This is a genomic window from Pedobacter sp. T50_32, assembly GCF_057652195.1.
On the sequence record NZ_JBYFBY010000001.1, the window covers coordinates 125,449 to 137,611 of the forward strand.

Below are 12,163 nucleotides of genomic sequence, written 5' to 3' on the forward strand. Positions count from 1 at the left end.
CAACCAACTTACGAGCAATCATTCTAAAAATATTCAATATTTTTTGTGAATGTAATTACATGAGTTTGTCGAGCACTTGTCGCCAGCTATCTACACGTTCGTACGCTGTGATGAGCATATTATGGGGAGAAGTGAAAAGCAGCGGCCTTCCGTTAAAGTCAATAAAGTTCTTTATCCTATCATCAATCATAACATCCACATTTACGATTTTATCTCCACAGAATATGATATGTTTACAACTTATAAATGGAAAATGTTCGGTTAACCAGTCTAATTTATCTTCTAAAGAATTGCGAAATTCCATTGCTGCAGATACGATATAAACTTCATATTTTTCTTGTAGCTTTTTAACAGCATCAACTGCGCCGTCAATTACCGGCAAATCTCTGAAGAAACCTTTTTCGTTAATGTAATGGAACCATTTATCGTTTACATCTTCTGGAACGTTTTCGAAAAGTTCTGTTCCGGGTTTGATGATTAAATCTAAGGGAACTTGATGGTCTCTATTATAAAGTCGCATGAATTTATGAATTGGGTCGGCTAAAACTTCATCCATGTCTATGGCTATTCTCATTTATTTTGAATTTATTTTTTTGCAATGGCTGATGTAACCAAATATCGACAAAAGGTATTTCACTTTTATTAGCTCGACTTATTTTGGGCAAAAACAGGCATTTTTTGCGTTGGCTTTCGGCAATAAACCTGATTGAAGTGATTATCCTTTTTGTTTACTTGTCATTCTGAGCGCAGCGAAGAATCTGTGGGAATAGATCCCTCTAAACTCGGGATGACAGGCAGACTAAAACAAAAAGATAAAAACGGAAAGCAGGGCTGCAATCACCATGAAACGATGACTTTGATTTTCAAATATTTACAATTGATGATAATTTTTAACCTAGTTTGCTAATTACCAACATATTGTTTATTTTTGCAGCCCCGCAATACAAAGTTCCGGGAACTATGTTGAATACATAAACTATAAAAAAGAATGGCAACTAAAATCAGATTGCAAAGATTCGGTAAAAAAGGAAAGCCTTTTTACCACGTGGTAGTAGCAGATGCTCGTGCTCCAAGAGATGGAAAATTCATCGAGCGTTTAGGTTCTTACAACCCAAACACTAACCCAGCAACTATCGAACTTAACTTCGATAAAGCTGTAACTTGGGTACTTAACGGTGCTGAACCTACAGACACAGCTCGTGCTATCCTTTCTTACAAAGGTGTGCTTTACAAAAAACACTTAGAAGGCGGTATCAGAAAAGGTGCTTTAACTCAAGAACAAGCAGATGCTAAATTTGCTACTTGGTTAGAAACTAAAGCTGGCAAAATTTCTGGTAAAACAGAAGGATTGGCTACTAGTAAAGCTGAAGCTCGTAAAGTGGCTTTAGCAGCAGAAGCTAAGAAAAATGAAGACAGAGCAGCAGCTATCGCAGCTAAAAACGCACCAGTTGCGGAAGAAGTTGTTGAAGAAGAAGTAGCGACTGAAGAAGCTCCAGCGGTAGAAGCTGAGGCTGCAACAGAAGCTCCTGCTGAAGAAACTCAAGCAGAAGATAAAGCTGAATAATTAGCTTTACTTCAAAAAGGAATAGCGTTTCGAGTAAATCGGGACGCTATTTTTATAACCACCCACCTGTTATTCTAAAGTGAAAGAAATCTGTTTCATCCTACAATTTTGCTTACAGACTCTTCATTAGCATTCGGAATAACAAAATTCAAGATACATGACTAAAGACGAATCATTTTATATAGGTTACATTACTAAAACTAAAGGCTTAAAGGGTGAGGTGCAGCTTTTCTTCGAATTTGAAGACTACCACGATCTTGAGCTAGATGTAATATTTCTAGAGTTGAATGGAAAAATGGTTCCCTTCTTTATTGCCAGCCATAAGTTGTATGACAATAAAACAGGTCTATTCTATTTTGATGATGTTGACCATGTGGACAAAGCATCGCCTTTGGTAAAGAAAAAAGCTTATTTGCCTTTGAGCAAAAAGCCGGAACGCGATGAGGACGAATTCTATTATACCGATTTAAAAGGTTTTATTGCTGTTGATGAAACTTTAGGGGAGTTAGGAGAAATCATAGAAGTAAACGAATATCCTCAACAGTTTGTAGCGACGGTGCATTATAAAAATACCGATGTGCTTTTTCCTTTAAACGAAGATTTTATTGTAGAGATAGACGATGAAGAAAATATCCTCACCTTGGATTTACCTGAGGGATTGCTAGATGTTTATCTTAACCCGTAAGGCGCTGCAAACAAAAGCCAATTTATTTTAGTTTGTATAATTATGAAAAAACTCGGAGCTTATTGTGTTATTATCCTATCTACCTTGGTACTTGCTTGTACTGGCTCTGACCGTACGGACCGTACGACAGAATCTACATTGTCGAAAGATACAATTAAGAACCAAAAGCCTACCGACACTATTGGTGAAGAAGAGACAATTAACACGATAGCTTTAGAAATACTGACAACCTTAAAAGCAAAAGACTACAAAGCATTTGCAGCTTACTTTCATCCCACAGAAGGCGTTGTTTTTTCTCCGTACGGATTTATAGATACCAAAACTTCGAAAAAGATGACAAAAGCCACCTTCTTAAAGTTAATAGAAGAACATGGCTCAGTAATTTGGGGAAGCTACGATGGCTCTGGCGAGACAATTAGATTAACTGCGCAGCAATACTTGGATAAGTTTGTGTACAACGCCGATTACATCAACGCAGAGAAAACTGCTTACAATCAAATCATCGGCAAAGGAAACTCCATAAACAATCTCAACGAAATATTCCCTCAATACCCTTTCGTAGAATATTATTTTAGCGGCTTTGATGAAAAACACGAAGGTATGGATTGGACCAGTTTGCGTTTGGTTTTTAAGCCGCATCAGGGCACCTATTTTTTGGTAGCAATTGTACATGACCAATGGACGACCTAGACTTTAGTTTACAGCAATATCATTAGTTAATTAAACCCGATTGCAGCGAAAAGCCCGGAATGAGCGAGCGCAAGAATTAGTGCGTTGGCAAGGCGAATGAGGACTTGTAGTGAAAAACGGGGCCGAACTATCTTAGCGGCAACGCCTGTGCTTTTCAAAAAATCTAAACCAAGTTTACAGTCTGTTTGAAACCGCAAACAATTCTTACCTTTGCGCCATGCGTTTTGATATTATTTCTGTACTCCCCGATTTATTGACCAGTCCTTTTGCCCATTCTATTTTACAGAGGGCACAAAAAAAGGGAATTGCGGAAATTGTGGTACACAACCTAAGGGATTATGCTACTAACAAACAAAAAAGCGTAGACGACTACCCGTACGGAGGTGGCAGCGGCATGGTGATGAGTATCCCTCCTTTTGCGGCTTGCATAGAGAAACTGCAGCAAGAACGCACTTATGACGAGATCATTTTCATGAGCCCTGACGGGGAAACATTGAACCAAACAATTGCCAACGAACTTTCTATTAAAGGAAATATCATCATTTTATGTGGCCATTACAAGGGTATTGATCAACGTATCCGTGATATTTATGTAACTAGGGAAATTTCTATTGGCGATTATGTGCTTTCTGGCGGAGAGTTACCTGCTGCAGTATTGGTAGATGCTGTTATCAGATTAATACCAGGAGTTTTAAATGATGAAACTTCGGCATTATCAGACAGTTTTCAGGGTGAGTTGCTAGATGCACCCGTTTATACCAGACCTGCAGATTGGCGTGGACATAAAATTCCAGATATTTTGTTGAGCGGACACGAAGCCAAAATTAACGAATGGCGACACGAAGAAGCTTTGAAACGCACACAAGAACGCCGCCCTGATTTATTAAAATAAAGCGGCAACAGACCGATTTGATAATTAGCTAACTGGCAAAATATTAAATCGATAAATATTTTTAAATTTCACTTTTATTTTAAAAAAATAATCCCTAATATTGCAGTCCGATTTTAAACAATACAAAAATCGGCTTAATAGCTTAAAATCATGGATTTAGTAAAATTTGTAGAAGAACAGGTAAGCACTAAAAAAGAATTTCCTTCTTTTAAATCAGGAGATACAATAAGTGTTCATTATAAAATTCGCGAGGGTAACAAAGAACGTGTTCAAATTTACCAAGGCGTTGTTATCCAACGTAACAGTGCTGGCGCTAATGAAACATTTACTGTTCGTAAAATTAGTAATGGTATTGGCGTAGAGCGTATCTTCCCTATTAGTTCTCCAAATATTGAGAAAGTAGAAGTTAACAGCCATGGTAAAGTACGTAGAGCTAAATTGTTCTATTTACGTAGCTTAACTGGTAAAGCAGCTCGTATCAAATCATTAAGAAAGTAATTTACTTTCTAATAGAAAAAATATAACCTCGACATCATGTCGGGGTTTTTTTGTTTCCTATCTTTGCGCAACCAAATAAAAAATCTGATAGTGACATGTTGTGCGCACTTTAACTAACTTTTGCTCATAACAGCTTCATTATTTATAAAAATGAACACCAAATGAAAGAACTTTTAAAGAAGTACGAAGAAAAACAACCCGAAATTGTTTTTGAATGGAAAGACAAAGAATCTGAAGCTGAAGGTTGGGTAGTAATTAACTCTTTGCGTGGCGGTGCTGCTGGTGGCGGTACTAGAATGCGTAAAGGATTGGACAAAAACGAGGTGGAATCTTTGGCAAAAACAATGGAAGTGAAGTTTACGGTTTCTGGCCCTCCTATTGGCGGAGCAAAATCGGGAATTAACTTTGATCCTGCCGATCCGCGTAAGAAAGAAGTACTAGAACGTTGGTACAAAGCCGTAATGCCTTTACTTAAAAATTACTACGGTACTGGTGGCGATTTAAATATCGACGAAATTCACGAAGTTATTCCAATTACCGAAGGCTACGGCTTATGGCATCCACAAGAAGGTGTAATTAGCGGCCATTACCAAGCTAGAGAAAACGAGCGTATCCACCAAATTGGTCAATTACGTTACGGTGTTTCTAAAGTGTTGGAAGATTTGACCTATACGCCAGACATCAAAAGAAAATACAAAGTTGCCGACATGATTACCGGTTATGGTGTATCAGAATCCATTAGACATTTCTACGAAATTTGGGGAGGCGAAATTAAAGGCAAAAAAGCCATTATACAGGGCTGGGGCAACGTGGCTGCAGCAGCCGGCTATTATTTGGCACAGCAAGGCGTAAAAGTGGTTGGTATTATTGATCGTGTTGGTGGCTTAATTAACCCAGATGGATTTAGTGTTGCTGAAGTAGCCCAACTTTTCAACAATCGTGTAAACAACACTTTGGTTGCCGATAACCTGCTTTCTTTTGAAGAAGCAAACGAAAAAATCTGGAGTATGGGTGCTGAGATTTTTGTTCCAGCTGCAGCTTCGAGATTAGTAAAACAAAACGAAGTAGACCAAATGATTGCTGCCGGCATGGAAGTAATTGCCTGTGGTGCAAACGTGCCTTTTGCAGATAAAGAAATTTTCTTCGGCAGCATTATGGAACATGCAGACAACCATTTAGCGGTAATTCCAGATTTTATAGCCAACTGTGGCATGGCAAGAGTGTTTGCTTACCTAATGCAGCGTAATGTAGAAATGAGCGACGATGCCATTTTCACAGATGCATCAAACATCATCGGCAACGCACTTAAAGCCGTACATCAAACATCTAACAAGAAAACAAATCTATCAAGTACTGCGTTCGAGATCGCATTAAAACAACTCGTATAACCTATGAATACAGACTTTTTCGAACAGATTTTTTGGGGCAACACCTTAAAAACCTATGCCATTATTACTGGCATTATCATTATTGGCCTACTATTTAAACGGATAGTATCTCGTGTACTTAGTCAGCTGATTTTTAAGCTCTTCAAAAAATTTGCAGATCAAGTCAATTCCGAAACTTTTATTGCTTTATTGATAAAACCAATTGAGTTTTTCATTAGTGTATTTACGTTTTACGTTGCCGTTAAGCAATTAAAGCACCCGCTTGATGTTACCTTTTTCAAGTATAAAAAGACCATTGATAAGGTTAAGGTTGATGAAGTTTTTACCATTGGCGAACTGGTAGACAAGGTATTTCTTTTCCTCATTTTACTTTCGATATTTTGGATTGTTCTGCGGATGATCGATTTTGTTGCCCACGTATTATTGGTGCGTGCCGCCAAAACAAAAAACAAAGCAGATGATCAATTGGTGCCTTTCATCAAAGAACTGCTGAAATTCATCATTGCGTTTATCGGGTTTTTCGTGTTGCTTGGCTACGTTTTCGAAGTAAATGCGGTAAGTTTAATTACTGGCTTGGGTATTGGTGGTATTGCGATCGCAATGGCAGCTAAAGAAAGTTTGGAGAACCTTTTGGGATCTTTCCTCATTTTCTTAGACAAGCCCTTTACCGTAGGCGATGTGGTAAAAGTTGACGGCATTGAGGGCACTATTGAGCGTGTAGGCTTTAGAAGTACCGTATTGCGCAGTGCCGATAAAACCACTTATGTTATCCCTAACCGTGCTATGATTGACGGCGTGTTGGAGAACTTGACCATGAGAAATGCCCGCAGAGTAAAATTTGATATTGGTTTGGTTTACGAAACCAGCAATGAAGTACTGAAGAAAATTATTGCAGATATCAGTACATTTTTAAACGAAAATCCGGCGACTACAGATGCAGTTGTTGCACTTGATTCGTTCGGAGATTCGGCACTGAACATCCAAATTATTTACTTGGTGCCAATGAAAAAGGAGTTTGATTTGGCAAGAGTAAAGGAAGCGGTAAACTTTGCCATTATTGAAATTGTACAGCAAAACGGCTCTGACTTTGCCTACCCAACACAGCGAAGCATCGGCGAAAGCACTCCGGCAAAAAATGATAATTAATTGTATTAGAAAAGCAATTGCAGGAGCCCGATTAAATATTAGTCGGGCTTTTTGCTATAATCTTTTTGTATAGGTAACCTGTCATCCGGAGTTTCGAGGGATCTATTTAAGAAGTACGTTAAGCAACAGATTCTTCTCCGCCAGTTGGCGGATCAGAATGACAAGTAAACAAAAAGTATTACCGCTTCAATCCCGTTTATTTAACACGGGTAAGTGTTAGGCATAACGGACAGTTTCCCCTCAATAGGTTAATGAATAAATAACGATGTTTCTTGCCTCGCAATGACGGGGAACTCCACTTATCCATTACAATAAAAAAAGCCTTGCAAGTATTAACTCACAAGGCTTTCGAATATCTATTAAAGCGAAACTAGCTCAATTCTCCTAAAACGGTGATACCACCTTTAACAACCTGGTTAAGCTCTAAGTTAATTTTGGTACCTAATGGTAAGAAAAGATCTACCCTAGAGCCAAATTTGATAAAACCAAACTGCTCGTTTTGACTTACTTGATCGCCTTCTTTCACATACCACACAATACGACGAGCCAAAGCACCGGCAATTTGACGGTACAATACGGGCGCACCATTTTTATGCTCTACAACTACTGTTGTACGTTCGTTCTCGGTACTCGATTTCGGGTTCCAAGCAGCTAAATATTTACCTGGGTGGTATTTGAAGAACTTAACCACTCCAGAAATTGGGTTACGGTTAATGTGTACATTTACTGGCGACATAAAGATAGAAACCTGTAAACGTTTGTCTTTGAAATATTCACCTTCCTCAGTTTCCTCAATTACTACCACTTTACCATCTGCAGGGCAAATAATCAAATTATCGCCATTGGTAAAAGTACGTTTCGGATTTCTAAAGAACTGTAGTACGGTAACAAACAATGCAAAAGAAAAGATGTAAACGAACCATCTTAGCACAAACATATCAGCAAATCTGTATTCTACTACTGCATTGATGATAAATATAAAAAGTACTGTAAGGGCAATTGAGGTATATCCTTCTTTATGTATGGTCATTTGATTTACGAATTACGATTTTAACTATTCCGAGCGCTATACACAGGAATGATTTCATCTGGTTTTTAGTTACCTGCAAAACTCGTAAAAATTTATCAATTTTGTAGTGTCTTTTTTGACCTACCTGCATTGTTTTTGGTTTACTAAACCCGATTGGAATGGCAGCCCCGGGAGAGCGTTTGCTAACGAGGGCTAAAATGTAAAGCGGGGCTATCGGAACAACAGTATTACTGAAATTGCTTTTCTAAAAAATCTAAGCGCCTATAATTGAAATTTAGCGCTAAACAGCTCTGTAAATATCGTTCAAGTTTCTGCCCAAACCATCGTAGTCTAAGCCATAACCAACTACAAATTCATTCGGAATTTCGAAACCGATGTAGTTGAGATTCTCTACTTCCTCTTTCAAAGCATCGGGCTTAAAAAGCAAAGTACATACCGTAACAGATGCAGGCTCCTGTTCGTTAATTTTAGAAAGAATATATTTCATTGTTAAGCCGCTGTCTACAATATCCTCCACAACAATTACATCACGATCCTTGAGGTTTTGCGGCATCCCTAAGGCATCTTTTATTGCGCCAGTACTAGTAGCACCGTGGTAAGAGGCAACTTTGATAAATTCAGTTTCGCAAGCTAAATCTATTTCTTTCATCAGCTCTGCCATAAAAAGAAAACTTCCGTTGAGCACACCAATAAAAATTGGGTTTCTGTTTTCGTAATCGACATTGAGTTGGATCGCCATTAAACGAATGCGTTTTTCAATCGCCTCCTGCTCTAGCAATAATTCAAATTCCTTGTCATGAACGTTGACGTTAGTTTCCATTTTTCTCCTCCTCTTTTTGTCGTCTGCGTTCTTCTCTTCGCTCTTGCCTCAGCTGTTTTTTAGTTTTTGTAGTATCCGTGGCAGGTTGTACCTTAACTGTATCTTTCTTCGCTGCACCTCCAAACAAGCGGTCAAAAAGGTTTTTCGACTTATCTTGCATCCCTTCTGGCGTCATCATATCATCTTCACCAATATCAACTGCATTAGTATCTATTGTAGTCGAGTCTGGCAGTAAATATTGACGTAAACCTTCACGTAAACGCACATCGTAAAAGCCATATCCCGTACTATCTGCCGGAGCCAGGCCACGGCGAGCCATGATGTTTCCTATATATCTGAAGTACGGCAGCAAATAGCCTTTTAAGCTACCATTACTCATAAACTTGTATAGCGCCACTTTTGGTTTGGGTACAATATTCGCTAAGAATATACCTTCGCCCAAGTTTAACTGCGATGGCGTTTTACCAAAGTAATGTCTCGAAGCTTCACCTATTCCGTATACATTATTGCCCATTTCGATGATGTTGAAATAAACCTCGAGCATGCGAGATTTACTTACCAAACGGTTATTCTCTATGAGCCAAACAATAAGGATTTCTTCTGCTTTACGTACCAAGGTTTTCTTCCTACTTAGGAATACATTTTTAACCAACTGCATGGAAATGGTACTTCCGCCTCGTTTAAATTTCTTCTCTTTAAAGTTTACCGCGATAGATTTACGGATAGATTCTTCTACAAAACCTTTGTGCCTAAAAAATGACGGATCTTCTGCCGTTAGCAAAGCATTCTTAAAATTTGGAGAAATATCATCAAGCCTCGTAAAGTTAGGATTTGATGGGCCAATGGTAATATTTCGCATTGGTTTACCATACTCGTAAGGCGTGTAAACAAAGTCTGAATTAATTTTGGTGAGGTCTGTTTTACCAAATTGCAGTACCTTAAAATCTGTTGGTGTTAAAGTAGAACTAAACCTAACGCTGTCTGGCGTTTTCGTGTCTAAATGGAAATCTAAACTGTATTTCAGTTTTCCTTGCACTTTAATACCATCTAACGATTCGAACAAACCTACTGGGAAAGAATTGAAAATAGCCTGTGCATCTTGCTCTGGCGCATTCAATTTCATCTCATAAATTTTGTTCGGCGAAAGTGTGTATTTCAAGTAAGGATGTATAGAAGCATCTCGCAGATGAACTGTTGAGGTACTATCTAAACACACAAAATTTTCACCAATCAGCATGTCCGCCTCTACTCTGGCATCGGGCACAATAATGTCTTCTGCCGAGATACGAGGCTGGTTGATCAGTAAATTTTTGATAGCCCAAGAGCCAGAAATTTTATAGTCGCCCCCGCTAAAACGAGCATCTTTCATTTGGGTCCTAACCGTATCAAACTTAATCTTGGTGTGTAGCTTATTTTCTAAATAAGGTAGTTCTACTTTCTTCCCATCGGCAAATAGCATTACATCTAATTGCTTATCTCCAGGATCTAATTCACCGTTAACATGCCAAACCGCAGCTGTATCATTTACTTTGATAGTCGATTTTAATTCACCACCATCAATGGTTGCCGTAGTAGTTAAAAATTTTACAAAGGCAGTATCGTTGTCGTTCAACTGCATCATAAAATTATTGATCTCCATATCATCAGGTATCTTATAAAAAACCTGATTTAACAAGTTACTAGCAATTTCACTTAAATCTACCTTGCTCTTAGTTGTTGTACTGTCTTTTTTCTTTCTTTTAAGGATAAAATCGATATTAGTTAGCGTATCACGCATTACAACATTTAATTTACCATCTTTTATAGCAACTTCCGACAGCTTCACATCGCCAAATAGCAAAGGAAATATCTTAACACCAACAGTAATATCGCTAATGGTGGTTAGTGTGTCTCTATCTTTGGGTACCACAGAAACGTGGTTCATATGTACACTGCTTAGTCCCTTAAAGCCATACTCGCCAATTTTTACCGTTAAACCGTAGTCTTTCTCAGCTTTGCTGATAGCCTTAGCCACCATTTTATTGAGCAGTGCTTCTCTTTTAGAATAAGCTATTGCTCCACCAGCAACCAATATTAATGCAAATACGCCCAACACCCAGGCGCCAATCTTCAAGTATTTTTTAGGGATCTTAATTTTAGGTATTTGCATATATCTATATAGAAATCATTGTTTTAACAAACGCAAAAAGCAAATGTTTAGTTCATGTTTTTTCAATGGAATTTACCAATTATAACCACTTTATCCAAATGGGTGTCAGCGGCGGCTCATTTTGCGCTAAAAATACAACAAAAAGCTAGATACAAAATTATTTGTAGCTTATGTTTATTAATTTTGCGGCATGATAATTACCGAAGAAAAAGTTTTAGCCGCACTTAGTCATGTAGAAGACCCAGACTTGAAAAAAGACTTGGTCACCTTAAAGATGATTAAGGATGTTAAAATTGAAGATAAAAAGGTTTCTTTTACGCTTGAACTGACCACACCAGCCTGTCCAATGAAAGACATGTTGAAAAATGCTTGTACCAACGCTATAACACATTTCGTGGATGCATCCGCTGAAATTGATATCAACATAACTTCACGAGTAACCAAGCCAATGGACACGAGCCAACTGAAAGCGATCAAAAACATTATCTTAATTTCTTCGGGTAAAGGTGGTGTTGGAAAATCTACAGTATCGAGCAATTTAGCGGTTACATTAGCGGCAAACGGTGCTAAAGTTGGTTTAATAGATGCAGATATTTATGGTCCATCTGTACCGATTATGTTCGATTTAGTTGGTGCAAAACCTAGTGCCAGAGAAACTGAGGATGGTAAAACTTTAATTCTTCCGATAGAGAAATATGGTATTAAGTTACTTTCTCTTGGTTTCTTCTCAGATCCAGATCAGCCTGTGCCATGGCGTGGACCAATGGCATCTAATGCTATAAAGCAATTATTTAACGATGCAGATTGGGGTGAACTAGACTATTTACTGATTGACTTGCCTCCTGGTACGGGAGATATCCATATTACAATTTGCCAGAGTTTCCCAATTGCCGGAGCTGTAATAGTAACTACACCACAACAAGTTGCCCTTGCTGATACAACAAAAGGATTAAAAATGTTCAGCATGCCAGGAATTAATATTCCAGTTTTGGGTGTGGTAGAGAATATGGCTTATTTTACACCAGAAGAACTACCAGAAAACAAATATTATATTTTTGGTAAAGATGGCGGTAAGGGACTAGCACAACGTTTCGAGGTTCCTTTTTTAGGCGAAATCCCATTAGTGCAGGGTATTACTGAGGCTGGAGATAAAGGCGCACCGATTTCTTTGCAAAAAGATCATCCGCAAGCGACTTCATTTAAAGAAATGGCAGGAAAAATTGCACAGCAGATTTCTATACACAATGCGCAGCAAATGGCTAATTGCTAAATTTTTATTACTTTTATCTTTTTAAAATTAA

12 protein-coding genes are annotated in these 12,163 nt (G+C 38.2%); 8 read left to right on the plus strand and 4 right to left on the minus strand.

The window, feature by feature from the left end; translation table 11 throughout:
• Positions 1-55 precede the first annotated feature (55 nt).
• Positions 56-574 carry a 5' nucleotidase, NT5C type gene (locus tag AC23ME_RS00485; protein ID WP_487725787.1) on the minus strand — a complete coding sequence of 173 codons (519 nt, stop codon included), beginning with the start codon at positions 572-574 and terminating at the stop codon, positions 56-58.
• Positions 575-988: 414 nt separating this feature from the next.
• Here AC23ME_RS00485 and AC23ME_RS00490 point away from each other — a divergent pair, with 414 nt between their 5' ends.
• The 7 genes from AC23ME_RS00490 to AC23ME_RS00520 all read left to right on the plus strand — a co-directional run bounded on the left by AC23ME_RS00490 (position 989) and on the right by AC23ME_RS00520 (position 6,863).
• Entirely contained in the window at positions 989-1,564 is a 576-nt protein-coding gene (locus tag AC23ME_RS00490) for a 30S ribosomal protein S16 (protein WP_487725788.1), read from the plus strand.
• 157 nt (positions 1,565-1,721) lie between these two features.
• A complete protein-coding gene (rimM, locus tag AC23ME_RS00495; RefSeq protein WP_487725789.1) occupies positions 1,722-2,249 on the plus strand; it encodes a ribosome maturation factor RimM in 528 nt (175 codons plus the stop codon).
• 42 nt (positions 2,250-2,291) lie between these two features.
• Positions 2,292-2,939, plus strand: coding sequence for a hypothetical protein (locus AC23ME_RS00500; protein ID WP_487725790.1), 648 nt, complete (start codon positions 2,292-2,294; stop codon positions 2,937-2,939).
• A 217-nt stretch (positions 2,940-3,156) separates the two neighbouring features.
• A complete protein-coding gene (gene trmD, locus AC23ME_RS00505) occupies positions 3,157-3,831 on the plus strand; it encodes a tRNA (guanosine(37)-N1)-methyltransferase TrmD (protein ID WP_487725791.1) in 675 nt (224 codons plus the stop codon).
• A gap of 150 nt (positions 3,832-3,981) precedes the next feature.
• Positions 3,982-4,329, plus strand: coding sequence for a 50S ribosomal protein L19 (gene rplS / locus AC23ME_RS00510; RefSeq protein WP_487725792.1), 348 nt, complete (start codon positions 3,982-3,984; stop codon positions 4,327-4,329).
• Between the two features lie 161 nt (positions 4,330-4,490).
• Entirely contained in the window at positions 4,491-5,717 is a 1,227-nt protein-coding gene (locus AC23ME_RS00515) for a Glu/Leu/Phe/Val dehydrogenase dimerization domain-containing protein (RefSeq protein ID WP_487725793.1), read from the plus strand.
• 3 nt (positions 5,718-5,720) lie between these two features.
• Positions 5,721-6,863, plus strand: coding sequence for a mechanosensitive ion channel family protein (locus AC23ME_RS00520; protein WP_487725794.1), 1,143 nt, complete (start codon positions 5,721-5,723; stop codon positions 6,861-6,863).
• Between the two features lie 370 nt (positions 6,864-7,233).
• On the opposite strand, the gene AC23ME_RS00525 is transcribed toward AC23ME_RS00520, so the two are convergent.
• The 3 genes from AC23ME_RS00525 to AC23ME_RS00535 all read right to left on the minus strand — a co-directional run bounded on the left by AC23ME_RS00525 (position 7,234) and on the right by AC23ME_RS00535 (position 10,862).
• A complete protein-coding gene (locus AC23ME_RS00525) occupies positions 7,234-7,893 on the minus strand; it encodes a phosphatidylserine decarboxylase family protein (protein WP_487725795.1) in 660 nt (219 codons plus the stop codon).
• 280 nt (positions 7,894-8,173) lie between these two features.
• Entirely contained in the window at positions 8,174-8,713 is a 540-nt protein-coding gene (hpt, locus tag AC23ME_RS00530; protein ID WP_487725796.1) for a hypoxanthine phosphoribosyltransferase, read from the minus strand.
• Positions 8,703-10,862: a transglycosylase domain-containing protein gene (locus AC23ME_RS00535; protein ID WP_487725797.1), complete on the minus strand. Its 2,160-nt coding sequence runs from the start codon at positions 10,860-10,862 to the stop codon at positions 8,703-8,705. Before AC23ME_RS00535 ends, hpt begins: the two co-directional genes overlap by 11 nt.
• A 190-nt stretch (positions 10,863-11,052) precedes the next feature.
• On the opposite strand from AC23ME_RS00535, the gene AC23ME_RS00540 reads away from it, so the two are divergent.
• On the plus strand, positions 11,053-12,132 hold the full coding sequence (locus AC23ME_RS00540; RefSeq protein WP_487725798.1) for an Mrp/NBP35 family ATP-binding protein: 1,080 nt from the start codon (positions 11,053-11,055) through the stop codon (positions 12,130-12,132).
• Positions 12,133-12,163 lie beyond the last annotated feature (31 nt).

What these genes read in the sequence shown, in the direction of transcription:
- AC23ME_RS00485 (WP_487725787.1), bottom strand. Translation starts at nt 574, where the DNA reads ATGAGAATAGCCATAGACATGGATGAAGTTTTAGCCGACCCAATTCAT.
- AC23ME_RS00490 (WP_487725788.1), top strand. Translation starts at nt 989, where the DNA reads ATGGCAACTAAAATCAGATTGCAAAGATTCGGTAAAAAAGGAAAGCCT.
- rimM (WP_487725789.1), top strand. Translation starts at nt 1,722, where the DNA reads ATGACTAAAGACGAATCATTTTATATAGGTTACATTACTAAAACTAAA.
- AC23ME_RS00500 (WP_487725790.1), top strand. Translation starts at nt 2,292, where the DNA reads ATGAAAAAACTCGGAGCTTATTGTGTTATTATCCTATCTACCTTGGTA.
- trmD (WP_487725791.1), top strand. Translation starts at nt 3,157, where the DNA reads ATGCGTTTTGATATTATTTCTGTACTCCCCGATTTATTGACCAGTCCT.
- rplS (WP_487725792.1), top strand. Translation starts at nt 3,982, where the DNA reads ATGGATTTAGTAAAATTTGTAGAAGAACAGGTAAGCACTAAAAAAGAA.
- AC23ME_RS00515 (WP_487725793.1), top strand. Translation starts at nt 4,491, where the DNA reads ATGAAAGAACTTTTAAAGAAGTACGAAGAAAAACAACCCGAAATTGTT.
- AC23ME_RS00520 (WP_487725794.1), top strand. Translation starts at nt 5,721, where the DNA reads ATGAATACAGACTTTTTCGAACAGATTTTTTGGGGCAACACCTTAAAA.
- AC23ME_RS00525 (WP_487725795.1), bottom strand. Translation starts at nt 7,893, where the DNA reads ATGACCATACATAAAGAAGGATATACCTCAATTGCCCTTACAGTACTT.
- hpt (WP_487725796.1), bottom strand. Translation starts at nt 8,713, where the DNA reads ATGGAAACTAACGTCAACGTTCATGACAAGGAATTTGAATTATTGCTA.
- AC23ME_RS00535 (WP_487725797.1), bottom strand. Translation starts at nt 10,862, where the DNA reads ATGCAAATACCTAAAATTAAGATCCCTAAAAAATACTTGAAGATTGGC.
- AC23ME_RS00540 (WP_487725798.1), top strand. Translation starts at nt 11,053, where the DNA reads ATGATAATTACCGAAGAAAAAGTTTTAGCCGCACTTAGTCATGTAGAA.